Genomic DNA, 22,900 nt, shown 5'->3' with positions numbered 1-22,900 from the left:
ACGATGAAGGGAACCGGGCCGGTCCTGTGCCCGTTCGGGTTCCTGCGGCTCACGAGGGGGATTGTATGGACAGGGTCAAATATCGGCTGAACGACGCGCGCCTGGCGCCGCGGCGCACGAAACTCGAGATTCCGGGCTGGGCCGGCAACCGTGAGCCGCGCAGCGATGGTTCGCGCGAGCAGGTCTGGCATTGCGTGCCGTTCTCGGAAGGCGCGCAATACGGGATCGAGCTGTTCTATCCCTATGATTTCGAGCTGCACGTCACCACGAAGGACGGAAGGTTACAACTCGACGCCGATTGGGGTGAGCCGCCGGACAGCGGCGTGCAGTGGCCGCCGTTCCGGAATTTCGGCGACGCGTTCTACACCTATCAGATATTGCTCGATCTTAAGGTCGAGAAGGGCATGGCGATCCGTACCGAACCGCATCCGCGCTTCTACACCGATCGCTCCGACACCGTGCCGATCGCCGTTCCGGCGCTGGTGCGCAATTGGTGGCCGATGATGTTCTTCACCGTGTTCAAGGCGCCGGCGGAAGGGCGCACTCACATTTTCCGGCCGAACGAGCCGTTCGCCCAGATCATCGTGATTCCCGAGGAAGCGAACTTTCAGCTCGAGCAGATGGGCGAGGAGGAGGCCGCCGAACGCGAGTTGCAGGCGCGCCGCATCTACAACAATCGGCCCAAACTGGCCGCCGGAACGGAATGGACGTCGTCATCGGACACGGTGTTCGACGGCACATATCGCCATCTGCACCGCGCCGCAAAGGAGAAGGCGCGCAACGATTGAGCGAGATGCCGCATCACAGTTGACAAAACAACGGGGCCCGCGGGCCCCGTTGTGGTATCGCCGATCGGCCGCCATCGCTCAGTAATCGCGACGGTAGAAGCTGTGATGATGGTGGTGGTGATGATGGTGATGGTGGTAGCGCCGATAGCGCGGCACCACGATGACCGGGCGGTCGTAGTAGTCGCGGCGATAGTAGCCGTGATGATGGTGGTGGTGATGGTGGTGGTAGTAGTACTGTGCAAGCTGCACGTTCTCGCGGACCGGAGCGGGCGCAGCCTCGTCGAGCGCCTGCAGCTTTGCGGAGGCGTTCGAGATCGGCTCCAGCAGATCCGCGTATGAGTTCGCCTGCAGAACGTCGGCCGGGTTCGGCCCAGGCGCAGCTTCGGCGGCACCGACCGCGCCGAACGCGGCTACTGCTCCCAGAAGTCCAGCGATTTTCCTATCCATCTTGCTCTCCTCAAAAAGTCGCCGGACCGAGCGCCGGTTTCTAGCAACGCCAATCATTGCCCAATGCTTCGTGAACCGCGCATTAACGCCCTGTGACGGGATCGTGGCGGCAGGCATGCGCATCTGATGCGGGACGGATGCCGGTTCGCGCGAAGAAGACCTGGAAAGACAAGAATCTAGAGCGACTGATTCGATCAGAACCGAAGTGGCTCTAGCTTGCACGCGCGAGGAACTGCAGCAGCAGCCGGCTCACTTCGTCCGGCTGCTCCTGCTGCACCCAGTGACCGGCGCCGTCGACCAGATGGCAGCCGATCATTTTGGTACAAGCCCTGGTCTGCATCGTCTCGAACACGCCGGGCCGCTGATAGTTGCCCCAATCCTGCTTGCCCGAGATGAACGCGGACGGCTGGTCGATGCTGCGGCCGCTCCAGGTTTGCAATTCCGGAGTGAACGCGCCTGACGTCCCGCAGCGATACCATTGCAGCCCGCCCTGGAATCCCGTGCGCTGATACTCCGCGCTGTAAAAGGTCAACTCGCGGTCGGGCAGCCATGCGTTGGCGGCGATCGCCTCGCGCGACGGCATCTCCTCGGCCACCGTCGCGGCCATGTCCTTGGCGAGGTCCATCACATAGTAGGTCGGCAGTTTGGCCAGCTCCCCCGCCGACCAGGATTGCAGCGGATAAGGCTTGTTGCCTTTCCAGTCCGCGCTCTTGTGATGGTAGTAGGCGCGCAGGAAGTCGTGCACGCCCTGCGGCGCGCGATGCATGTCGGCATTGGCCGGGCGCGTCGAATAGTACCATTGGTAATGCTTGCGCGGACGCGGCAGCGCCGCCAGCTCGCGATGCACGGGGTCTTCGCTCGCGGGTTTCGCGGGCTCACTTGCGGTGTTGAACGGCAGCGACGGCGTTCCTCCGAACGGCGCGCTCATCATGACGACGGCGCGGAACACGTCGGGGCGGATCAGCGCGCACCATGCCGCGACCGACGAGCCGAAATCGTGCCCGATCACGGCGTCGACGTGCGTGTAGCCGAACGCTGCGACCAGCCCGAGCGCATCGCGCACCAGATTGGGCAGGCGAAATGATGTGAGGTCGCCGTCATAATCCGCGCTCCAGCCTGTGGTGCGGCCATAGCCGCGCTGGTCCGGCGCGATCACGTGATAGCCGGCCGCGGCAAGCTTCGGCATCACCTTGCGCCAGGAAAACGCCAGCTCCGGAAAGCCGTGCAGCAGCAACAGGCAGGGCCGGCCGGCTGTCTCGAAGCCCGCCTCCAGCACATGCATCCGCAGGCCGTTGATCCCGTCGACATAACGCGAGCGGATGGTGGCGGGGAGCGGGACGTCGGGGAGCGTTTCCATCGTGCAGATCACCTGTTGGGCATCGCCGCAGAACCAGCGCATTTTGCTGTATGCTGGCGGCCATTGATTCACGATAGCAACTTTGGCCACGGGATGCATACTGCATGCGCCACGCGAGGATTGCAGAGCTGCTCGGCTGGATGTCGCGTCTCGGTGTGACGCTTGTGGCCGCCGGCCTGGTGTTGATGTCGGCCGCGCGCGGCCGACATCAAGGAGCTCACCGAAAAATTGCCGCGCGCCTATATCGGCGAATTCCTCTGGGACGGCGACAACACGGTGCAGAACGTCGTCATCACCTTCGACAAGGTGCAGGCCCTGAACGAGCAAAACGCGGAAGCGCGTGGCTGCGGTTCATATGAGGTCGGCCGTCACGTGACCAGGATCGGCGTGCAGATGTTCATCCGGCTGTCCGATCTCGAGGTCGAGATCTTTGAACGGTCGCCCGATGGCAATGGAGCGTTCGAGACCGACGGCAGCCATCGTGGCAAGCTGTCGGAAGATCTTCAGCAGATCGACGCGCAATGGACCAGCACGGCATCAGGCAAGCACGGCCAACTGCATTTGCGTGCCGCGGCGTCGGTGGCATGCGGACCGGCGGAGGATTTGTAACGCCGCATACGACCCGCGATGTGGCGGAGTTTGGCGCGTCTCTGACACGCGGTCTGTCTTCATCCTCCCCTGGAGGGGGAGGATCGGTTCGCATGCAATGCGAACCGAGGTGGGGTGCAGGTCCCTCGTATCGGGCACTGCTCGTGTTGAGAGATCACCCCACCCCGTATCGCATCTCGCTTCGCTCGTTGTGAGCCGACCCTCCCCCTCCAGGGGAGGGTGAAGCGCGGCTACGCCTTGGCGGGAGCCTTCGGCCAGTACCTGTCCCGCAGATGCCGCTTCACCAGCTTCCCGGTCGGCGTCCGCGGCAACTCTTGCTCGAAGTCGATGCTCTTCGGGCATTTGATCGGCGACAGATGCTGGCGGCAGAACGCGATCAGCTCGGCCTCGAGCTCCTTGCCGGCCCTGGTGATGTCGTGCGGCTGCACCACGGCCTTGACCTCTTCGCCCATCTCCTCGTTCGGCACGCCGAACACCGCGACGTCGGAGACCGCGGGATGCGTGATCAGCACGTCCTCGGTCTCCTGCGGATAGATGTTCACGCCGCCGGAGATGATCATGTAGCTCTTGCGGTCGGTGAGATAGAGGAAGCCCTCTTCGTCGAGGTAGCCGACGTCGCCGAGCGTCGACCAGCCCTTGGCGTTGTAGGCCTTCTTCGTCTTCTCGGGATCGTTGTGATAGGTGAACGCGGGCGCGTCGGCGAAATAGACCTGGCCGATCTGGCCGGTCGGCGCCTCCTCGTCGTTCTCGTCCAGGATCTTGACCTTGCCGACCACGGCGCGGCCGACCGTGCCGCGATGTGTCAGCCATTGCTGCGAGGTCGAGACCGTGACGCCGTTGCCCTCGGAGCCGGCGTAATACTCGATCAGGATCGGTCCCCACCATCCGATCATCCTCGCCTTGACGTCGACCGGGCAGGGCGCCGCGGCGTGGATCGCGCCCCTCAGCGATGAGACCTTGTAGCGGGCGCGCACCTCGTCGGGCAGCTTCAGCATGCGCACGAACATGGTCGGCACCAGCTGCGACTGCGTCACCTTGTGCTTCTCGACTTGCTTCAGAAATTCCTCGGCGTCGAAATGCTCCATGATGACGGAGGTGCCGCCCAGCACCGTTGCCATCATGTTGAAGCGCAGGGGGGCCGCGTGATAGAGCGGCGCCGGCGACAAATAGATCGAGTCGGCGTTCATGCCGCACATGTCGGCGGTGAGAATGCGCAGGAACGGGTTCGGCACGTCGATCCGGTTGCCCTCGAACTCCCTCTTGATGCCCTTGGGCCGGCCGGTGGTGCCGGAGGAATACAGCATGTCGTAGCCGGCAACCTCGTCGGCAACCGGCGTGGTCGGCTGCGCGCCGGCCTCCTTGTCGTAGGAACGGAAGCCAAGGGCCGGCTCGTCCATCATGTAGAACAGCGGCTCGCCCGGCTCGCCCTTGATCAGGCCCTTCACCTTGTCGGCGCATTGCGGCGTCGTGATGAACACCCGCGCTCCGCAGTCTTTGATGATGTAGGCGATCTCCTCTTCGGTCAGGTAGCGGCTGATCGCGGTGTAATAAAGCCCCGAGCGCTGCGCGGCCCAGCAGATCTCCATGAAGGCGAGGCGGTTTTCCATCAGCAGCGCGATGTGGTCGCCGGGTTTGAGGCCGAGCGAGCGGAACAGATGCGCGCCCTGGTTCGAGAGTTCGTCGAGCTCGCGATAGGTGATCGCCTTTCCGCTGCCCGCCATCTGGTAGGCGATCTTGTTCGGATGGTTGCGCGCGTGGATGGAGGGGTGGGTCATTGTGTTTCCTCAGGGCATGCGTCGTCCCGGCGAAAGCCGGGACCCATAACCACCGTTCTATGTTGTTGAAATGAGTTGGGGCCGCAGCCCGGCATAACCACAAGCACCTGTGGTTATGGGTCCCGGCCTGCGCCGGGACGACACCTTTTTATGTGGAGGCCCTTCGGACCTAATCGAACGCTTCTTACAGCCGCTCGACGATCGTGACGTTCGCCATGCCGCCGCCTTCGCACATGGTCTGCAGGCCGTAGCGCTTGTTGCGCTGCTTCAGGGCATGCAGCAGCGTCGTCATCAGCTTGGTGCCGCTTCCGCCGAGCGGATGGCCGAGCGCGATCGCGCCGCCATTGACGTTGAGCCTGGCCGGATCGGCGCCGGTGGTCTTCAGCCACGCGGTCGGTACCGAGGCGAACGCTTCGTTGACCTCGAACAGGTCGATGTCGTCGATTGTCATGCCGGCCTTCTGCAGCGCGCGCTGGGTTGCCGGCAGCGGCGCTTCCAGCATGATCACGGGGTCGCCGCCCATCATGGTGAGGTGATGGATGCGCGCCATCGGCTTGACGCCGAGCGCCTTGAGGCCCTTCTCGTTGACGACCATGACGCCGGAGGCGCCGTCGCAGATCTGGCTGGCGCTCGCCGCGGTCAGCTTGCCGTTCTCGGCGATCAGCTTGACGCCCTTGATGCCGTCGAGGCTGGCGTCGAAGCGGATGCCTTCGTCGATATGGTGGGTGTCGGTCGAGCCGTCGGCCCGGGTGATTGTCACCGGCACGATCTCGTCCTTGAAGTGGCCGGCTTGCGTGGCAGCGATCGCGCGCTGATGGCTGTTGTAGGAATATTCGTCGAGCTCGTCCTTCGACAGGCCGTACTTCTCGGCCATCATCTCCGCGCCGGTGAACTGGCTGAAGACGATGTTGGGATACTTCGCCTCGATGCCCGGGCTCTTGTAGTGGCCGAAGCCGTTCTTGGCGGGCAGCGAGGAGGCGAGGCCCATCGGCACGCGAGTCATCGATTCCACGCCGGCCGCGATCACGCAGTCCATGGTGCCGCTCATCACGGCCTGCGCCGCGAAGTGCAGCGCCTGCTGCGAGGAGCCGCACTGGCGGTCGATCGAGGTCGCGGGCACGCTCTCGGGCAGCTTCGAGGCCATCACCGCGTTGCGCGCGACGTTGTTGGACTGCTCGCCGGCCTGCATCACGCAGCCCATGATCACGTCCTCGACCTGCGCCGGGTCGGCGCCTGATCGTTCGACCAGCGCATTGAGCACGGTCGCGGCCAGATCGGCCGGATGCCAACCGGAAAGACGCCCTCCCTTGCGGCCGCCGGCGGTGCGGGCGGCGGCGACGATATATGCCTCGGCCATGTCTGATCTCCCTGATGTTTCTGGATTGGGCGGTTTCAAAGTTGGGCCGGATTTAAGGGGCGGCTCAGCATTTAGTCAATCAATCAATTAACTCTTGAGTGCAGCCCCGCCATGGGCTTATGTGCAGCCTCGATTTACCGGCGAGCCAAGAAACAGCTAGGAACAGCCGGGGACACAGAGCGGGACCAGAGCGCAGTTGAATACCAGCGTACCGACGAAACTTCCGGCCGGCAAAAATGCCACTGCCGACAAGCTATTGGTCGCAGCCAGCGAGCTGATGATCGAGCGCGCCTCGATTGAGGTCTCGCTGTCCGATATCGCGCAGAAGTCGGGCGTCAACGCCGCGCTCGTGAAATATCATTTCGGCAACAAGGACGGGCTGTTGCTGGCGCTGCTCGCGCGCGACGCCGCCACCGAGATCTCGCAACTCGAATATCTCATCAGCCAGCCGATCACGCCGTCGGCGAAACTGCGCCTGCATATCGGCGGCATCATCCGCGCCTATCACCAGTTCCCCTATATGAACCGGCTGATTCATTATCTCCTGCACGAGAGCTCGACTGCTGCCGCGAACGAGGTGTCGAAATTCTTCGTCGCGCCGCTTTTGGATTTCCACCGCCGGCTGCTGGCCGAGGGCATCAAGGCCGGCGAATTCCGCAAGATCGATCCGGTGCTGTTCTACACCAGCCTGATCGGCGCCTGCGATCACCTGTTCTTCGGCCGCCACGCGATGTCGCGCGCGGTCGGCGTCGGTCCGGTCACCGACGAGGTCTGCCGCGAATACATCAGGCACATGGAAGCCTTGATCTTCGGCGGCGTGCTGGAAGCGAAGGAATCGCGAATGGCGAATAGCGAGTAGCGGATTGGGAGAGGTCATCTCTTCCATTCGCTATTCGCTGCGCACCATTAACAAGTCTAGAGAAGAAACGCCCAAGGAAAGGTTGTTCCCATGCAGTTGAAAGACGTTGCCGTTCTCATCACCGGCGGTGGCTCCGGCCTCGGCGCTGCGACCGCGCGCGCCATGGCCGCCAAGGGCGCCAGGATCGGCGTGATCGACCAGAACAAGGAAAATGCCGAGAAGGTGGCCGCCGAAGTGAAGGGCGTCGCCCTGCACGCCGACGTCACCGACGAGGAAGCGATCAAGGCGGCGATCGCCAAGGCCGAGGCCGCGCACGGCATCGCGCGCGTGCTGATGAACTGCGCCGGCATCGGCGGCTCGCAGCGCATCGTCGGCAAGGACGGCGTCTATCCGCTGGCGAAGTTCGTCCGCATCATCAACGTCAATCTGATCGGCACCTTCAACGTGCTGCGCCTGTTCGCCGAGCGCCTCGCCACCGAAGCTCCGATCGGCGAAGAGCGCGGCGTTGCGATCAACACCGCGTCGGTGGCGGCCTATGAAGGCCAGATCGGCCAGATCGCCTATTCGGCCTCGAAGGGCGGCGTCGTCGGCCTCACGCTGCCGGCCGCGCGCGACCTCGCCAGCTTGAAGATCCGTGTCAACACCATCGCGCCCGGCCTGTTCCTGACGCCGCTGCTGATGGGCCTCAACGAGGAAGCGCGCAAGAGCCTTGGCGCCCAGGTGCCGCATCCGGCCCGCCTCGGCGATGCTTCGGAGTACGGCAACCTCGCCGTCCACATCGTCGAGAACCCGATGCTCAACGGCGAAACGATCCGCCTCGACGGCGCCATCCGCATGGCCCCGCGCTAGCGGCGAATTCCGCCGTACTTCCCTTCTCCCCTTGTGGGAGAAGGTGGCGCGGACGCAGTCCGCGACGGATGAGGGGTTCTTTCCGCGGAGACAGACCCCTCGCCCAATCGAATGCAAGGCAGTAGCGAACATGCCCTCTCCCACAGGGGGAGAGGGCGCAGTAACGAGCGTCGCGTTCGCTGAACGGTCGGGAGGAGCTTTCGCGTGTCTCAGCCACTGCTGATCGAACATCACGATGGAGTCGATTGGGTCACGCTCAATCGTCCCGAGAGCCTGAACGCGCTCGATCCGGCGATGATCGACGCGCTCAACACCTACTTCCAGGGCCTGCAGCGCAATCGCGACACCCGCGTCGTGGTGCTGAAGGGCGCCGGCGCGAATTTCTGCGCCGGGCTCGACCTCAAGCATGCGATGGCGCGGCGCGGCGGCCAGACCGAGCTACCCGGCGTCACCGAGTCGCTGGACTCGCAGCGCCGCATTGCCGACATCGTGATGCTGATGCGGCGCTGTCCGCAGCCGATCATCGCGCTGGTGCAGGGCGCGGCCGCCGGCGGCGGCTTCGCACTGGCGCTTGCCGCCGACATCCGCATCGCGGCGAAGAACGCGCGGATGAACTGCGCCTTCATCAAGCTCGGCCTTGGCGGCTGCGACATCGGCACCAGCTACTTCCTGCCGCGCCTCGTCGGCGTGTCGGTCGCCTCCGAATTGATCCTAACCGGGCGCTTCATCCATGCCGACCGCGCGCTTGCGGTCGGCCTGGTGTCCGAGGTGGTCGAGGCCGCCGATCTCGACGCAGCAGCCAATCCCTATGTCGAGGCGATGATGACGGCTTCGCCGGTCGGCCTCCGGCTCTCGAAGGAATGCATCAACATGAGCGTCGATGCCGGCTCGATCGAGGCCGTGATCGCGATGGAGGATCGCAATCAGGTGCTGTGCAGTCGCTCGGAAGATTTCGAGGAGGGCATCAGGGCCTTTCTCGAGAAACGAAAGCCTGTCTATATCAGGCGCTGAGAACAGATCCTCAAAAGGACGAGAATTCCGGGAGACGCAAAATGGATGGAGACGCGGCGATGCTGACGAAGCCTGCCTTTCGCAAGGTGGATTGGCTCGCGCGTGACATCGCGGTCGAGCGGCGCGGCGATGGCACCGTCATCCTGAGGTCGCGGATTCCGCTGCAGGCCTACGAAACGCATATCCCGGCCTATCTCGCCAAATGGGCGGCGCAGGCGCCGGAGCGGATCTGGCTGGCGCAACGCGGCGGCCCCGACCGGCAGTGGCGCAAGGTCTCCTATGGTGAAGCCAAGCGCACCGTCGATGCGCTGACGCAAGGCCTGCTCGATCTCGGCATTGGCGACGGCCGGCCCGTCGCGATCCTCTCAGGCAATTCGATCGAGCACGCGCTGATGACGCAGGCCGCGATGCAGGCACGGTTGCCGGCCGCGCCGGTGTCGCCGGCCTATTCGCTGATGAGCCAGGATCACCTCAAGCTCAAATATCTCTTCAATCTGATCAAGCCCGCCGTCGTGATGGTGCAGGACGGCCCGACCTTCGAGAAGGCGCTGAAGGCGATCGATCTCACCGGCATCACGGTCGTTCACGTCCTGCGTCCCTGCGAGGGGATCAAGAGCACAGCCTTTGCCGAGCTCGCGGCAACGCCGGTGACCGCCGATGTCAGCGCGTCGATTGCGAAGATCGTGCCCGACACGGTCGGCAAGCTGCTGTTCACCTCGGGCTCGACCGGCATGCCCAAGGCAGTCATCAACACCCAGCAGATGATGTGCGCCAATGCGGCAATGATGATGCAGGTGCGGCCGCGTGAAACGGCCGGGCCGATCCCGACCGTGCTCGACTGGATGCCGTGGAATCACACCATGGGCGGCAATGCTGCGTTCAACCCGGTGCTGGTCGACGGCGGCACGCTCTACATCGACGACGGCCGGCCGATGCCGGGCCAGCTCGAGGAGACCATCAGGAACCTGCGCGAGGTGTCGCCGACCTATTACGCCAACGTGCCGGCCGGCTACGCCGCGCTCGCATCCGCGATGGAGAAGGACGAGGCGTTGTGCGCGAGCTTCTTCAAGAACCTCTCGATCATGGCCTATGGCGGCGCCCGGCTGCCCGACGATCTTTATGACCGCATGCAGGCGCTGGCGGTGAAGACATCAGGCGAGCGCATCGTATTCTACACCGGTTGGGGCTCGACCGAGACCGCGCCGACCTCGACCGGGACCTATTGGGACACCGAGCGCGTCGGCCTGATCGGGCTGCCGTTCCCCGGGGTCGAGCTGAAGATGGTGCCGTGCGGCTCGAAATACGAATTGCGGCTGCGCGGCGTCAACGTCACGCCGGGCTATTTCGGCCAGCCCGACCTCACCGCGAAGATGTTCGACGAGGAAGGCTTCTACTGCATCGGCGATGCCGGCGTGTTCGTGGATCCTGCGGACCCGCTGCAGGGCATCATCTTCGCCGGGCGCGTGGTAGAGGATTTCAAGCTGACGACAGGCACCTTCGTCCATGTCGGCTCGCTGCGGACCGATGCGATCGCTGCCGCGACGCCGGTCGTGCATGACGCACTGGTGGCGGGGCAGGATCGTGAGTTCATCGGCCTGTTGTGCTGGCCGAACCTGCACGCCTGCCGTCAGCTCGTCGGCAATGCGGACGCAACCTATGAGGATGTGATCCGGCATCCCGAGGTGGTCGCCTGTCTCAGGAAAGGCTTGCAGGCGCACAATGCATCTTGCACCGGCAGCAGCATGCGCATCGCGCGTGCGATGCTGATGGTCGAGCCGCCGTCGATCGACGGCAACGAGCTCACCGACAAGGGCTACATCAACCAGCGCGCCGGCCTCGAACGCCGCGCCGCGCTGGTCGAGAAGCTCTACGCCGGCAAGCCCGGCGACGAGGTGATCGTGCTGTGATGAAGCCGACGCTCTCTCAACACGTCATTCCGGGGCGCGCGCAGCGCGAACCCGGAATCCATTTTGCAGCGAGTCCGGAGCTCGATGGATTCCGGGCTCGCGACTTCGTCGCGCCCTCAGATGCGCAATTGCGCATTGGGGAATGACGAAGAACAAGTGACAGCAAGAAAAGGGTAAGCGCCATGAATTTCGATTTCTCCGACGAACAGAAGCAGATGCGCGACGAGGCGCGGAAGTACCTCGCCGAGCAGTGCCCGCCGAAGGCGGTGCGCGAGGTGCTCGACGGCAAGGCGCCATACGACAAGGCGCTATGGAAGGGCCTCGCCGAGATGGGCTTTCTCGGCGTCGCGATTCCGGAGCAGTTCGGCGGCGCGGGTGCCGGCCATCTCGAGCTCTGCGTGATCGCGGAAGAAATGGGCCGCGCGCTGGCGCCGGTGCCGTTCTCCTCCACCGTCTATCTTGCTGCCGAGGCGATCCTGATCGCAGGCAGTGACGCGCAGAAGCAGAAATGGCTGCCGAAGATCGCCTCCGGCGATGCCATCGGCACGCTGGCGCTGTTCGAAGGCAAGGGCAATCCGTCGCCGAAGGCGATCAACGTCACGGCCAGTGGCGGCGCGCTCAACGGCGTCAAGAAGCCGGTCGCTGATGGTGCGATCGCCGATTTCGCCGTGGTGGCCGCGCGCACCGGTTCGAGCGGACGTGAGTCCGACATTTCCCTTTTCATCGTTGATCTCAAGGCCGGCGGCGTCGAGGTCAAGTCGCTGACCAACATCGACCTGACCCGCGGCCAGGCCGAGATCACCTTCAAGGACGCCAAAGCCGAGCCGCTCGGCGCGGCCGGCGAGGGCTGGAGCGTGATCACCCAGGTGCTGGATCGTGCGGCCGTGTTGATGGCGTTCGAGCAGGTCGGCGGCGCCGACCGCGCGCTCGAGATGGGCCGCGACTATGCGCTCGACCGCATCGCGTTCGGCCGTCCGATCGGCTCGTTCCAGGCGGTCAAGCACATGCTGGCCGACATGTATGTCTCGGCGACCCTGGCGCGCTCGAACTGCTACTACGGCGCCTGGGCGCTCTCGACCAATGCCGGCGAACTGCCGGAAGCGGCCGCGGCCGCGCGCATCAGCGCGACGCAGGCGTTCCAGCACTGCGCCAAGAACAACATCCAGGTCCATGGCGGCATGGGTTTCACCTGGGAGTTCGACTGCCACATGTACTACCGCCGCGCCAATGCGGTGGCGCTCGGCCTCGGCAGCCTGTCTTATTGGGAGGACGCGCTGATCGACCGCATGCGCAAGAAGAACGCGGCGTAACGATTGGCAACTCGTAGGATGGGTAGAGCGCAGCGAAACCCATCATGACGCGGGTGGTCCAAAGATGGGTTTCGCTTCGCTCTACCCATCCTACGGCACCGGCGAAGGATGACAGACCATGAATTTCGACGACACCCCGCAGGAGGCCGCATTCCGCGCCGAGGCGAAAGCCTGGATCGCGGCCAATGCGCCGAAGCAATATGAGGAGGAGCTGCGCAAGGCCTCGCTCGGCCGCGTGCAGCTCAAGGGCGCCAACATTCTCGAGGTCGCAAAGGCCTGGCAGAAGAAGAAGGCCGATGCCGGCTGGGCCTGCCTGCACTGGCCGAAGGAGTACGGCGGCCGCGGCGCTTCGCCGATCGAGCGCGTGATCTGGCAGCAGGAGGAGGGCCCGTTCGGCCGCCTCAGCTCGATGTTCATCATCGGCCACGGCATGTGTGGCCCGACCATGATGGCGTTCGCCGGAGAGGAGCAGAAGCGCAAATATCTGCCGCCGCTGGCCTCCGGCGAGAAGATCTGGTGCCAACTGTTCTCCGAGCCCGCCGGCGGCTCCGACGTCGCTGGCCTGCGCACCCGCGCCGAGAAGCAGGGCGACGAGTGGGTGATCAACGGCCAGAAGATCTGGACCTCCGGCGCGCATTATTCCGACTACGGCATCCTGTTGACCCGCAGCGATCCCAATGTCGCAAAGCACAAGGGCCTCACCATGTTCTTCCTGGACATGAAGAGCCCGGGCGTTGAGGTCAGGCCGATCAAGCAGGCGAGCGGCGCCTCCGACTTCAACGAGGTCTATTTCACCGACGTGCGCATTCCGGACTCGCAGCGGCTCGGCAATGTCAATGACGGCTGGAATGTGTCGCTGACGACGCTGATGAACGAGCGGATGTCGATCGGCGCCGGCGTCTCGACCGGCTTCCCCGAGTTGTTCGACTTCTGCAACAGCCTGATGCTGGAAGATGGCCCGGCGATCGAGAACCGCGCGGTGCGTTCGAAGCTCGCGAACTGGGCGGTGAAGGCGAGCGGGCTGAAATACACCAGCATGCGGGCAATCTCCGCGCTCTCCCGTGGTGAACGCCCGGGGCCGGAGAACTCGATCGGCAAGCTGGTCGCCGGTTCGATGATCCAGGACGTCGCGAGCTACGCGCTCGATTTGCAGGGCGCCGCGGGTGCGCTCAACGGGCCCGAGGATGCCGAGGTCGCCGGCAAGTTCCAGGCGATGCTGCTGCGCGCGCCGGGTACCCGCGTCGAGGGCGGCACCGACGAGATCATGCGCAACATCATCGCCGAGCGCGTGCTGGGTCTGCCCGGCGACATCAGGGTCGACAAGGACGTTCCCTTCAACAAGATCCCGACCAAGGGCCGCGCGTAACGGCGTCGGAACAACGAGAGAGGTTCGCCATGAATTTCGATGACACGCCGCAGGAAGCCGAATTCCGTAAGGTTGCGCGCACCTGGATCGCCGCCAAAGCGCCGAAGGAGTTCGAGGAGGAGTTGTCAAAATCCTCGCTCGGCCGCATCAGGCTTGCCAAGCACGACATGGTCGAGGTCGGCAAGGCCTGGCAGAAGAAGAAGGCGGAGGGCGGCTGGGCTTGCCTGCACTGGCCGAAGGAATATGGCGGCCGCGGCGCCACCCCGATCGAGCGCGTGATCTGGCAGCAGGAGGAGGGCGTCTACGGCAAGTTGACGCAACCGTTCCAGATCGGCGAGGGCATGTGCGGCCCGACCGTGATGGCTTGGGGCTCCGAAGACGCCAAGCGCCGTTATCTGCCGAAGCTCGCTTCCGGCGAGGAGATATGGTGCCAGCTGTTCTCCGAGCCGTCGGCCGGCTCCGACGTCGCCGGCCTGCGTACCCGCGCCGAGAAGAAGGGCGACAACTGGGTCGTCAACGGCCAGAAGATCTGGACCTCCGGCGCGCATTACTCCGACTACGGCCTGTTGATCGCGCGCACCGATCCGAATGTGCCCAAGCACAAGGGCCTCACCATGTTCTTCCTCGACATGAAGAGCCCGGGCGTCGAGGTCAGGCCGATCAAGCAGGCCAACGGCATGCAGGAGTTCAACGAGGTCTATTTCACCGACGTCGTGATCCCGGACAGCCAGCGCCTCGGCGCGGTCGGCGAGGGCTGGAGCGTGTCGCTGACCACGCTGATGAACGAGCGCATGTCGATCGGCTCGCGGCTCGCGACCGGCGTGCCGGAGATGTTCGAGTTCTGCTCCAACCTGATGCTCGAGGATGGCCTCGCGATCGACGATCCGGCAGTGCGTTCGAAGCTTGCGAGCTGGGCGGTGAAGGCGAGCGGGCTGAAATACACCAGCTACCGCGCGATCTCGGCGCTGTCGAAGGGCGAGCGGCCGGGTCCGGAAAATTCCATCGGCAAGCTCGTCTCCGGCCTGATGCTGCAGGACATCGCGACCTATGCGATGGACCTCGAGGGCGCGGCGGGCAGCCTCACCGGCACCGATGAGGAGCAGGCCAACGGCCAGTTCCAGCAGATGCTGCTGTCGTCGCCCTCGATGCGTATCGCCGGCGGCACCGACGAGATCCTGCGCAACATCATCGCCGAGCGTGTGCTCGGCCTGCCGGGCGACATCCGCGTCGACAAGGACGTGCCCTACAACAAGATCCCGACCAAGGGCCGTTGAGCATGGATGCCACCACCAAGCCGCGTTTCGCGGCCGAAGACCGCATCGGCGCGCTCGAGGAGTTGCTCAACGAGCGCTACTCGGTTCGCGCGTTCCAGCCGCGCGAGGTGCCGCGCGACGTCATCGAGCATATCCTCGCCACCGCGCAGCGCACCGCGTCGTGGTGCAACAGTCAGCCCTGGGAGGTCCTGATCGTCTCCGGCGAGGCCAAGGAGCGGTTTCGCAAGGCGATCTATGCCGAGGCCTCGCGCGGCCTCGGCGAGGATTACGACTTCACGCCGCCGCGCGAATATGTCGGGGTCTATCTGGAGCGCCGCCGCGAAAGCGGGTTCCAGCTCTACAACACGCTCGGCATCGCGCGCGGCGACAGGGCGGCCTACGCTAAGCAGGCGCTGGAGAACTATAATTTCTTCGGCGCGCCGCACATTGCCGTGATCCACACCAACGAGCCGCTCGGCATCTATGGTGCGATCGACTGCGGCGGCTATGTCTCGACCTTCATGCTGGCCGCGCAGGCGCTCGGGCTCGGCACCATTCCGCAGGCCGCGATCGCGCGCCATTCCGGCCTGATCCGCCGCCATTTCAACCTGGCCGACGACCGCCGGGTTGTCTGCGGTATCTCGTTCGGCTATGCCGATCATGCGCACAAGGTGAACAGCTACCGCACGTCGCGCGCAACTGTTGCGGATACTGTCACATTTGTGGATGTATAACTTCCTCAAGGCGGGAAGGTCGGTTCGCCCTCCCGCCGAGGACAAGAAGAAACGACAAGAAGAACGACTAGAACAACAATGGCGAATAACGCCTCCCTGACGCCGGCGGAGATCAGCTGGCAACTGCACCGTCTGCCTGCGCTTGAGCGCGACGCGTTCATCGCCGCGCATTATTTAGGACAGCCCGTTGCCTGGCAGACCCGCTTCTTCGACGCGATCGATTGGGGCGCGGGCTCCGTGCTGCAATTCAGCTTTCTGCAACGCGGCTGGCATCGCCATTCCCGGCTCGACAACCCGATCTATGCCTACATCGACATCGAGCAACATCCGGAAACACGCGGCCTGCGCCGCGGCCGGCGGATCGATCTCGAGGGCACGATCAAGGGCGTCGACTTCGTGACCGGGATTACGCTCACGCTCGGCCGGTTCGAGATCCTGCCCGTCAACTTTCTCGACCGCTTCGTCATCAGCTCCGACAGCCGGTACTGACCAGGGCTTGATGGGGCTAGGTTGAATCGATCTCGCGGCAGACTCCTTCACCTCTCCCGCTTGCGGGGGAGGTCGTATCGCATCGCAGATGCGATACGGGTGGGGGCTCTCTCCGCAATGCGACTCGCGGAGAGAGCCCCCACCCCAGCCCTCCCCCGCAAGCGGGAGAGGGGGCGCACCGTCCCTGCGACTACCATTCAATCCAAGCTCATCGCGCCTTGGCGTCTCGCGCCTCAACCCTTGCGTCTCGCCACCGCGCGCCGCGCGGGCGGGGCCGCATAGCGCGCGGCCATCGCGCCCGCTAGCTCCGCCATCTTCTCGCGCAGTTCCTGCGGTTCAATCACCTCGGCCTCGGCGCCGAGGCGCAGCAGCTCGGAGGCGGCGTGCCACACCGTCTTGCCGACCGGCATGGTGGCGACGCGCCAGCCGTCGGGCTCAGGGCCATCGGTAAGCTGCATCCGCGCCTTCACGTAAGGGTGGGCCAGCGCATCGAACAGCTGCAGCCCCAACGGCGACAGCCGCACCGTGGCCTCGTTTGGATGCAGCTCGGCCTCGAGCCGCGCGATCGAGGCGCGCCAGTAGGTGGCGAGATCGAACTCCGCCGGCCGCGCGAACGGTGTCTCCAGCGCGGTGCAATCCAGCACGCGGGCGACGCGGTAGGTGCGCACATTGCCGTCGACCAAGCCGGCGAGGTACCAGCTGCCACCCTTCAGCACGAGGCCGAGCGGCGCCAGGCGCCGGCGCTTCTCGGCCTTCCAGCTCTGGTAGCGGATCTCGATCAGGGTTTCGCGCAGCACGGCGCTTGCGATGGCGCGCAGATGCTTCGGCTCCTCGGTCTCGCCGAACCAGCCCGGCGCGTCGAGATGGAAGCGCTGCTGCATGCCCCGCGCGTTGGGGCGAAGATTCTCCGGCAGCGCCGCCATCAGCTTGGTCTGCGCCGCCGCCATCGCGACATCGAGGCCGAGCGCGGCGGCAGGGCCGGGCAGGCCGGCCATGAACAGCGCCTCGGCCTCGCCCTGCGATAGCCCGTTGAGCCGCACGCGGTAGCCGTCGAGCAGCCGATAGCCGCCCTCGGCGCCGCGGTCGGCATAGACGGGCACGCCGGCAGCCGAGAGCGCATCGATGTCGCGATAGATCGTGCGCACCGAGACCTCGCAGGCCTCGGCCAGTTCGGGCGCGGTGACCTGTCCCCGAGCCTGCAGGGTGGTGAGGATGGAAAACAGCCGGCTCGCGCGCATGGCCAAATTATACCTGACACAAGATGTCAGGTATAGGCGGACATAAGGAGGTCATGCGCCCTGACGGCGCAAGGAGATCCGCTGATGACCACCGCTGCCCCCACCGACCGCGTCACGCTGTATTACTCGCCGCAGAGCCGCGCCACCGGCGCGCGTGTGCTGCTGGAGGAACTCGGCGCGCCCTATGATCTACACATCCTCAACATGAAGGCGGCCGAGCAGCGCAAGGACGCCTATCTCGCGATCAATCCGCTCGGCAAGGTGCCGGCAATCCGCCATGGCGACGCGCTGGTGACCGAGCAGGTCGCGATCTTCATCTATCTCGCCGATCTGTTTCCGCAGGCCGGTCTCACGCCCGCACTCAACGATCCGCGCCGCGGCCCGTATCTGCGCTGGATCGCCTATTACGGCTCGTCGTTCGAGCCGGCCGTGATCGACCATTTCATGAAGCGCGAGCCGGCGCCGATCACGCAGTCGCCCTACGCCGATTACGACACCATGCTGGGCGCGCTCGAGGCGCAGCTGGCAAAGGGGCCCTATCTGCTCGGCGAAGAGATCACGGCGGCCGACATCCTCTGGGGCATCGCGCTCAGCTGGACCATGATGTTCGGCATCGTGCCGAAAAGGGACGTCTTCGTCCGCTATTCCGAACGCATCGCCGCGCGCCCGGCCTTCATCCGGATATCGAAGGCCGACGACGAGATGGCGGCGCAGCATGCAGCCGCCGCCGGAGTGTGATACGGATCGTGCCGATGGCGAAACCGCTGTACAGCACCAACTGCTTCAACACCCTGATCCGCGTCGCCGAGGATTGCCCGGCGCAGCGCGGCGAGGAGCCGCAGCTGCGTGGCGGCCAGCCGACGGTTGCCGTGCTGCAATACCGGATGATCGCCGAAGCGCCCTACAAATACACCTCCGACGACGTGGTGTTCGCCACCTCGTCGGCCGGCCGCGCGCTCGATGCGAAGGCGGCGAAGAAGGCGCGCAGCCTCGCCCGCGAGACGTTCTTCTCGCGCGGCCAGGCCTGCATGCGCGCCTCGCCGCTCGGCAAGCGTTTCGGCTGGGGCGTTCACGCCGACGCCGAGGGCCGCATCGCGATCTACGCCGTCGACAGCAAGCGCTACCAGGTGCTGGCCCGCGACCCTGACATCGCGCAGACGCGCGCGATGCGGTCGAAGCGGACGTGAGGGGACGCTGCTCTCATCCTCCCCTGGAGGGGGAGGATCGACGCGAATGAAATGAGCGGCGAGGTGGGGTGATCTCTCTCCACTCGGCACCGCTCGTGTTGAGAGATCACCCCACCCCGCTGCGCATTCCGCTTTGCTACATGCGCAACGACCCTCCCCCTCCAGGGGAGGGTGAAGCATCGGTGCATCCTCCCAGTCCCGTCATCCCCGCGCAAAGGCGAAACCTTTGTCGCTGGAGGTGCGAGCGCAGCGAGCCTCGAAGGATGAATCGGCCACCAGCCGGGCCGTCGACCCTTCGAGACGTGCGTTCCGCGCTCCTCAGGGTGACGGTACCAATGGCTTGGCGTGCTGCCTCTAAAACCTCGGTGGCCGCTTCTCGGCGAACGCCTTGATGCCTTCCTTAATCTCGTCGCCGCGCATGCTGTCGCGGTGGCGCTGGTCGGCGGCGGCCTCATCCAGCGCGCCGCGAGCGAATTCGTTGATCGCGCGCTTCATGCCGGCCATCGCCTTGGGCGCATTGCCGGCCAGGATCGTGGCAAGCTTGTCGACTTCCTCGTCGAGCAGGTCGAGCGACACCATGGCGGTGAGGTAGCCGATCCGCAACATCTCCGGCGCCGTGATCTTCTGCGCGGTCAGGAACAGCATCCTGGCGTTGTCGACCCCGAGCCTCGTGACGTAGCGCCGGATGCCGCTCTTGTAATAGTGCAGCCCGAGCCGCGCCGCCGGCATGAACATCTCGGCAGTATCGACGCCGATGCGGAAATCGCAGGCGAGCGCGAGGTCGGTCGAGCCGCCATAGACGCCGCCATTGAGCCGGCAGATCGTCGGCACGCAGAGATCCTCGAGCCGGTTGACCACGACCTCGAACGCCGAGCCCGCACTCTGCTGCTCGCTCTCGCTCACCGCGCGCTCGGCGACCGAGTTGAGGTCGTAGCCGGCGGAGAACGCGCGGCCGGTTCCGGTCAGCACCAGCACGCGGATCGCGGGATCGGCCTCGATCCGGTCGAACAGCCTGACGAGCTCGCCGAGATCCTCGGCCTGCAGGCGGTTGAGATGCTTCGGCCGGTTGAGGCGGATCGTGGCGCGGGCGCCGGCGATTTCGAGCACGGGTCCGCTGGCGGTGTCGGCCAACTCGGCCATATCAGTCTCCATCATTGATTCTCGAGTTCGCGCCGCTTCGCCTCGGCGTCAATGGTCTCGGCGAGATCGGGATGCCTTGCCATCAACAGGCGGAAATCGACGAGGTCAAGCACCAACAGCCGGGTCACCTTGCTGGTCGAGACGCTGGCGCCCCGCTTGGCGTTGCCGAGCAGCGCCATCTCGCCGAAGAACGCGCCTTCGCCGAGCTTCACCTTGCGTCCGGGCAGGTCGACCTCCACCTCGCCGGCAGCGACGAAATACATGCAATCGCCATTGGTGTCCTTGCGGATGATCATGGTGCGCGGCGGCAGGTCCATGGTCCGCAGCACCTGGGTGACGTCCGCGATCGCGGCCGGGCCGAGATGCGCGAAGAACGGCACCTTGCTCACGGTTTCCCAGGTTCTCAGAAAATTGTCGCGACGGGTTTCCGCGGCAAAGCCGGTCGCCAGAATACCGGTCCACAGCCCAAACACGCCGAGGCCCGAGATCATCACCATGGCGGCGACCATGCGGCCGAGCGGGGTGATCGGCACCACGTCGCCATAGCCTGTCGTGGTCAGCGTCACCACCGCCCACCACAGCGCCGCCGGCACGCTGCCGAAGGTCTGCGGCTGGACATCCCGCTCCAGGAAGTATTCCGCGACCGAGGCCAGGAACACCACCATCAGGAAGATCACCAGCACGCTGAGCAGCGGGCCGGATTCCACGACGAGCACGCGCCGGAGCTGGCGCAGGCCGGGAATGCCCGGCACCACCTTGAGCACCCAGAGCACGCCGAGCAGCCATGCGGTTTTCGGCTCGGTGCCGGCGAGCAGGGCCAGCGGCACCGCCAGCGCGCCGACCGCATCGACGACGCCTGCGCTTGATAGCGCGTAGAACCAGAGCTTGTCCTGCCGCCGCATGTGCCGCAGCCGCACCAGCCATTCGAACACGAAATAGGCAAGGCAGGCCCACAGCAGCGCATCGACCCAGTGCGGGACCGCGTCATAGGCCGGCGCGACCGTCAGCAGCGTCATCATGGCGACACCGACCGCGACCGCGACATAGGCCGCCGTGGTCATGTTGCGGCCGGCGGTGGCGGAAATGAAGCGCGTCAAGGCCGGAAGGACGATCGGCTTGGACATCGGAACGGAGCTTGCCTGTCGCTGAACTGCTGGAATTGAGGCCCCTGCGAATGGCGGAGCCTGTGTCACAACGTGCCTCTCCCGGTTGAGGCCGTCAACGCGCAGGCGGTGGCGGGATGGTCGCGGCGAAAGTCCCAAATGTTGGACGAATGGCCTAACCATGTTGGCCCGTTTTTGCGCCCGCGAATGTGAGAAATCAGACAAATCGTCGCTTTTTCACCGTATATCAGGGATGCTGGTCAACGATGCGACCTCGGCCGGAATGAAGCGACTAATAGGGCGATCTTGTTCACTTCTTGAGAAATTGGTTGGTTTCCGATGGATACCTCACATCTCGCGGAGCACGCCGGCGCCGCCGGCAGTTTCTTTGCATCGATCTTCGTGGTCGCCACGCTGTCGATGCGGACCATGATCCCGTTGCGCGTCTTCGCCATCCTGACCAACATCATCCTGATCGCGACCGCCGTCCCGACCCATAATTACGCGACGCTGATCCTGCATGCCGTGCTGTTGCCGGTGAACACCTATCGGCTGCACCAGATGCTGCAGCTGGTCCGCAACGTGAAGAAATCGGTCAACAGCGATCTGTCGATGGACTGGCTGAGGCCGTTCACGACCGAGCGCAAATGCACCGCGGGCGAAGTCCTGTTCTACAAGGACGAGAAGGCCGACAGCATGTTCTACATTGTCAGCGGCCGCTTCCGCCTGGTCGAATCCGGCATCGAGCTGCCGGTCGGCGCCCTCGTCGGCGAGTTCGGCATGCTGTCGCCGTCGAACACCCGCACCCAGACGCTGGAGTGCGTCGAAACCGGCATGGTGCTGTCGGTGACCTATGACCAGGTCGAGCAGCTTTACGTTCAGAACCCGGCGTTCGGCTTCTACCTCCTGCGTCTGTTCAGCGCCCGCCTGTTCGAGAATATCTCGACGCTCGAGCAGCGGCTCGCGCAGCACGCCACCCCACAGGTCGCGGAGCCAAAACCTGCATGAGCCCCGCGACGAGTTCTGGAGGCGCCGCAGTGCCGGATGACGACAGTCTGCTGGCTTCGCTTCGTTACCTGTTTGCCGATATCATCGGCGATGAGGACGAGGGGCCGCCGGTGTTGCCCGACGCCTGCCCGGACCACCTCGGGCCCGCGGTCACCGATGCCATCCAGCTGTTGATCGCCTATCAGAGCACGAGCTACGCCCAGCTCTACATCGACCGGCTCAAGCGCTTCGTCGGCCGCCGCGTCGTTGACGACGCCCTGCTTGCCGAGATCGCGCGGCTGATGGCCGAGCGCATGGCCTATGAGGACGCGATCCGCATCGCGCAGCTCAAGCTCGGCGAAGTCAACGCGGCGGGCGGCCTTGCGGCGCGCTCGGCCGACGACGTCAAGAAGCTCCGCTTCGACGAGTTGATCGACGCCCTGCCTGCGATGGTCGCCGATCCGATCCTCGCCGTGCTCGACCAGCTCGGCTGGCGGCGCCGCCGGGTCTCGATCCGCTTCAGCGCCAACACCCGCTTCAGCGTTCGCCGGCTCCGGATCGAGGCCGGCCTGAAGCGCTGGCGGCTGTTCTCGGGGCGCTACGCCAAGGAACGGATCTGGGTCGAGCGCTGGCTGCACATGATCGACCGCAGCCTGACCAAGCAGCCGGGCGCGGCCTCGGCGATTGTGCAGACCGCGACCATGATCCAGGGCTACGGCGATCCCTATCGCCAGGGCATCGCGGACTGGCACGTGATCATCGACGGACTGGTCAAGCCGACCTTCGACGGCGTGCTCGCGCTCCCCGATCTTGCCGCCGCCATCACCGAGGCCCGCGCCGCCATCATGCCCGATCCGCGGCAGGCGTCGCTGAAGCGCAAGATCGCCGAGATTCGCGCCCGGGTGCCGGCGGCGTAGGCCTGCCCACGTCATTGCGAGCGCAGCGAAGCAATCCATCCGTCTCCATGCGCGGAGGCATGGATTGCTTCGTCGCTAACGCTCCTCGCAATGACGGTGGAAATAGCCCTGCACAAGTTGCTTCCCGTCATCCTGAGGTGCGAGCTCTTGCGAGCCTCGAAGGATGCACGGCCACCGGCCGGTGGCCGTCGATCCTTCGAGGGCCGCTGAAGAAGCG

General features: G+C 65.0%; 22 protein-coding genes. 15 read left to right on the top strand and 7 right to left on the bottom strand.

Annotation, left to right across the window (positions count from 1 at the left end):
* Window positions 1-65: 65 nt before the first annotated feature.
* Window positions 66-788 carry a hypothetical protein gene (locus tag AAFG07_RS39575; RefSeq protein WP_342724983.1) on the top strand — a complete coding sequence of 241 codons (723 nt, stop codon included), beginning with the start codon at window positions 66-68 and terminating at the stop codon, window positions 786-788.
* A gap of 78 nt (window positions 789-866) precedes the next feature.
* Here AAFG07_RS39575 and AAFG07_RS39570 read toward each other — a convergent pair whose 3' ends face one another.
* Together AAFG07_RS39570 and AAFG07_RS39565 are read right to left on the bottom strand one after the other, a co-directional pair.
* Window positions 867-1,235: a hypothetical protein gene (locus AAFG07_RS39570; RefSeq protein ID WP_342724981.1), complete on the bottom strand. Its 369-nt coding sequence runs from the start codon at window positions 1,233-1,235 to the stop codon at window positions 867-869.
* A gap of 211 nt (window positions 1,236-1,446) precedes the next feature.
* Window positions 1,447-2,592, bottom strand: coding sequence for an alpha/beta hydrolase (locus tag AAFG07_RS39565; RefSeq protein ID WP_342729379.1), 1,146 nt, complete (start codon window positions 2,590-2,592; stop codon window positions 1,447-1,449).
* A 228-nt stretch (window positions 2,593-2,820) separates the two neighbouring features.
* Here AAFG07_RS39565 and AAFG07_RS39560 point away from each other — a divergent pair, with 228 nt between their 5' ends.
* Window positions 2,821-3,201 (top strand): hypothetical protein, encoded by a 381-nt coding sequence (locus tag AAFG07_RS39560; RefSeq protein WP_342724980.1) that lies wholly within the window; start codon window positions 2,821-2,823, stop codon window positions 3,199-3,201.
* 230 nt (window positions 3,202-3,431) lie between these two features.
* Here the strand turns inward: AAFG07_RS39560 and AAFG07_RS39555 are convergent, their stop codons facing one another.
* Together AAFG07_RS39555 and AAFG07_RS39550 are read right to left on the bottom strand one after the other, a co-directional pair.
* A complete protein-coding gene (locus AAFG07_RS39555) occupies window positions 3,432-4,976 on the bottom strand; it encodes an acyl-CoA synthetase (protein WP_342724979.1) in 1,545 nt (514 codons plus the stop codon).
* 184 nt (window positions 4,977-5,160) lie between these two features.
* Complete coding sequence (locus AAFG07_RS39550) at window positions 5,161-6,333, bottom strand: acetyl-CoA C-acetyltransferase (RefSeq protein WP_342724978.1); 1,173 nt, start codon at window positions 6,331-6,333, stop codon at window positions 5,161-5,163.
* 196 nt (window positions 6,334-6,529) lie between these two features.
* On the opposite strand from AAFG07_RS39550, the gene AAFG07_RS39545 reads away from it, so the two are divergent.
* From AAFG07_RS39545 to AAFG07_RS39505, 9 genes are all read left to right on the top strand, one after another.
* Window positions 6,530-7,192 (top strand): TetR family transcriptional regulator, encoded by a 663-nt coding sequence (locus AAFG07_RS39545; RefSeq protein WP_342724977.1) that lies wholly within the window; start codon window positions 6,530-6,532, stop codon window positions 7,190-7,192.
* Window positions 7,193-7,282: 90 nt separating this feature from the next.
* The gene (locus AAFG07_RS39540) at window positions 7,283-8,041 is read left to right on the top strand and encodes an SDR family NAD(P)-dependent oxidoreductase (RefSeq protein ID WP_029077953.1); all 759 of its coding nucleotides are present in this window, start codon (window positions 7,283-7,285) and stop codon (window positions 8,039-8,041) included.
* 204 nt (window positions 8,042-8,245) lie between these two features.
* Window positions 8,246-9,052, top strand: coding sequence for an enoyl-CoA hydratase/isomerase family protein (locus tag AAFG07_RS39535; protein WP_342724976.1), 807 nt, complete (start codon window positions 8,246-8,248; stop codon window positions 9,050-9,052).
* A gap of 41 nt (window positions 9,053-9,093) precedes the next feature.
* A complete protein-coding gene (locus AAFG07_RS39530) occupies window positions 9,094-10,959 on the top strand; it encodes an AMP-binding protein (protein WP_342724975.1) in 1,866 nt (621 codons plus the stop codon).
* A gap of 182 nt (window positions 10,960-11,141) precedes the next feature.
* On the top strand, window positions 11,142-12,269 hold the full coding sequence (locus AAFG07_RS39525) for an acyl-CoA dehydrogenase family protein (protein ID WP_342724974.1): 1,128 nt from the start codon (window positions 11,142-11,144) through the stop codon (window positions 12,267-12,269).
* Between the two features lie 118 nt (window positions 12,270-12,387).
* Complete coding sequence (locus tag AAFG07_RS39520; RefSeq protein WP_342724973.1) at window positions 12,388-13,635, top strand: acyl-CoA dehydrogenase; 1,248 nt, start codon at window positions 12,388-12,390, stop codon at window positions 13,633-13,635.
* A 29-nt stretch (window positions 13,636-13,664) separates the two neighbouring features.
* The gene (locus AAFG07_RS39515) at window positions 13,665-14,909 is read left to right on the top strand and encodes an acyl-CoA dehydrogenase (RefSeq protein ID WP_342724972.1); all 1,245 of its coding nucleotides are present in this window, start codon (window positions 13,665-13,667) and stop codon (window positions 14,907-14,909) included.
* Window positions 14,910-14,911: 2 nt separating this feature from the next.
* Window positions 14,912-15,622 carry a nitroreductase gene (locus AAFG07_RS39510; RefSeq protein WP_342724971.1) on the top strand — a complete coding sequence of 237 codons (711 nt, stop codon included), beginning with the start codon at window positions 14,912-14,914 and terminating at the stop codon, window positions 15,620-15,622.
* 78 nt (window positions 15,623-15,700) lie between these two features.
* Window positions 15,701-16,111, top strand: coding sequence for a hypothetical protein (locus AAFG07_RS39505; RefSeq protein ID WP_342724970.1), 411 nt, complete (start codon window positions 15,701-15,703; stop codon window positions 16,109-16,111).
* Between the two features lie 233 nt (window positions 16,112-16,344).
* On the opposite strand, the gene AAFG07_RS39500 is transcribed toward AAFG07_RS39505, so the two are convergent.
* Window positions 16,345-17,349 carry a YafY family protein gene (locus AAFG07_RS39500; RefSeq protein ID WP_342724969.1) on the bottom strand — a complete coding sequence of 335 codons (1,005 nt, stop codon included), beginning with the start codon at window positions 17,347-17,349 and terminating at the stop codon, window positions 16,345-16,347.
* An 84-nt stretch (window positions 17,350-17,433) separates the two neighbouring features.
* Between AAFG07_RS39500 and AAFG07_RS39495 the strand changes: the two genes are divergently transcribed.
* Both AAFG07_RS39495 and AAFG07_RS39490 read left to right on the top strand, forming a co-directional pair.
* Window positions 17,434-18,087, top strand: a complete 654-nt coding sequence (locus AAFG07_RS39495; protein WP_342724968.1) for a glutathione S-transferase family protein — start codon at window positions 17,434-17,436, stop codon at window positions 18,085-18,087.
* A 14-nt stretch (window positions 18,088-18,101) separates the two neighbouring features.
* Window positions 18,102-18,536: a DUF6157 family protein gene (locus AAFG07_RS39490; RefSeq protein WP_342724967.1), complete on the top strand. Its 435-nt coding sequence runs from the start codon at window positions 18,102-18,104 to the stop codon at window positions 18,534-18,536.
* A 354-nt stretch (window positions 18,537-18,890) separates the two neighbouring features.
* Here the strand turns inward: AAFG07_RS39490 and AAFG07_RS39485 are convergent, their stop codons facing one another.
* Both AAFG07_RS39485 and AAFG07_RS39480 read right to left on the bottom strand, forming a co-directional pair.
* On the bottom strand, window positions 18,891-19,676 hold the full coding sequence (locus AAFG07_RS39485; protein WP_342724966.1) for an enoyl-CoA hydratase/isomerase family protein: 786 nt from the start codon (window positions 19,674-19,676) through the stop codon (window positions 18,891-18,893).
* Between the two features lie 11 nt (window positions 19,677-19,687).
* On the bottom strand, window positions 19,688-20,800 hold the full coding sequence (locus AAFG07_RS39480; protein WP_342724965.1) for a cyclic nucleotide-gated ion channel: 1,113 nt from the start codon (window positions 20,798-20,800) through the stop codon (window positions 19,688-19,690).
* A 318-nt stretch (window positions 20,801-21,118) separates the two neighbouring features.
* On the opposite strand from AAFG07_RS39480, the gene AAFG07_RS39475 reads away from it, so the two are divergent.
* Together AAFG07_RS39475 and AAFG07_RS39470 are read left to right on the top strand one after the other, a co-directional pair.
* Complete coding sequence (locus AAFG07_RS39475) at window positions 21,119-21,787, top strand: Crp/Fnr family transcriptional regulator (protein ID WP_176528717.1); 669 nt, start codon at window positions 21,119-21,121, stop codon at window positions 21,785-21,787.
* A 29-nt stretch (window positions 21,788-21,816) separates the two neighbouring features.
* Window positions 21,817-22,683 (top strand): DUF6537 domain-containing protein, encoded by an 867-nt coding sequence (locus AAFG07_RS39470; protein ID WP_342724964.1) that lies wholly within the window; start codon window positions 21,817-21,819, stop codon window positions 22,681-22,683.
* Window positions 22,684-22,900: the final 217 nt, after the last annotated feature.

The sequence above is a fragment of the Bradyrhizobium sp. B097 genome (genome assembly GCF_038957035.1).
GTDB lineage: Bacteria > Pseudomonadota > Alphaproteobacteria > Rhizobiales > Xanthobacteraceae > Bradyrhizobium.
Note: the sequence above shows the minus strand (reverse complement) of the source record. Positions and strands in the feature narration are given on the sequence as shown.

What these genes read in the sequence shown, in the direction of transcription:
- AAFG07_RS39575 (WP_342724983.1), top strand. Translation starts at nt 66, where the DNA reads ATGGACAGGGTCAAATATCGGCTGAACGACGCGCGCCTGGCGCCGCGG.
- AAFG07_RS39570 (WP_342724981.1), bottom strand. Translation starts at nt 1,235, where the DNA reads ATGGATAGGAAAATCGCTGGACTTCTGGGAGCAGTAGCCGCGTTCGGC.
- AAFG07_RS39565 (WP_342729379.1), bottom strand. Translation starts at nt 2,592, where the DNA reads ATGGAAACGCTCCCCGACGTCCCGCTCCCCGCCACCATCCGCTCGCGT.
- AAFG07_RS39555 (WP_342724979.1), bottom strand. Translation starts at nt 4,976, where the DNA reads ATGACCCACCCCTCCATCCACGCGCGCAACCATCCGAACAAGATCGCC.
- AAFG07_RS39550 (WP_342724978.1), bottom strand. Translation starts at nt 6,333, where the DNA reads ATGGCCGAGGCATATATCGTCGCCGCCGCCCGCACCGCCGGCGGCCGC.
- AAFG07_RS39540 (WP_029077953.1), top strand. Translation starts at nt 7,283, where the DNA reads ATGCAGTTGAAAGACGTTGCCGTTCTCATCACCGGCGGTGGCTCCGGC.
- AAFG07_RS39530 (WP_342724975.1), top strand. Translation starts at nt 9,094, where the DNA reads ATGGATGGAGACGCGGCGATGCTGACGAAGCCTGCCTTTCGCAAGGTG.
- AAFG07_RS39525 (WP_342724974.1), top strand. Translation starts at nt 11,142, where the DNA reads ATGAATTTCGATTTCTCCGACGAACAGAAGCAGATGCGCGACGAGGCG.
- AAFG07_RS39520 (WP_342724973.1), top strand. Translation starts at nt 12,388, where the DNA reads ATGAATTTCGACGACACCCCGCAGGAGGCCGCATTCCGCGCCGAGGCG.
- AAFG07_RS39515 (WP_342724972.1), top strand. Translation starts at nt 13,665, where the DNA reads ATGAATTTCGATGACACGCCGCAGGAAGCCGAATTCCGTAAGGTTGCG.
- AAFG07_RS39510 (WP_342724971.1), top strand. Translation starts at nt 14,912, where the DNA reads ATGGATGCCACCACCAAGCCGCGTTTCGCGGCCGAAGACCGCATCGGC.
- AAFG07_RS39505 (WP_342724970.1), top strand. Translation starts at nt 15,701, where the DNA reads ATGGCGAATAACGCCTCCCTGACGCCGGCGGAGATCAGCTGGCAACTG.
- AAFG07_RS39500 (WP_342724969.1), bottom strand. Translation starts at nt 17,349, where the DNA reads ATGCGCGCGAGCCGGCTGTTTTCCATCCTCACCACCCTGCAGGCTCGG.
- AAFG07_RS39495 (WP_342724968.1), top strand. Translation starts at nt 17,434, where the DNA reads ATGACCACCGCTGCCCCCACCGACCGCGTCACGCTGTATTACTCGCCG.
- AAFG07_RS39490 (WP_342724967.1), top strand. Translation starts at nt 18,102, where the DNA reads ATGGCGAAACCGCTGTACAGCACCAACTGCTTCAACACCCTGATCCGC.
- AAFG07_RS39485 (WP_342724966.1), bottom strand. Translation starts at nt 19,676, where the DNA reads ATGGCCGAGTTGGCCGACACCGCCAGCGGACCCGTGCTCGAAATCGCC.
- AAFG07_RS39480 (WP_342724965.1), bottom strand. Translation starts at nt 20,800, where the DNA reads ATGTCCAAGCCGATCGTCCTTCCGGCCTTGACGCGCTTCATTTCCGCC.
- AAFG07_RS39475 (WP_176528717.1), top strand. Translation starts at nt 21,119, where the DNA reads ATGGATACCTCACATCTCGCGGAGCACGCCGGCGCCGCCGGCAGTTTC.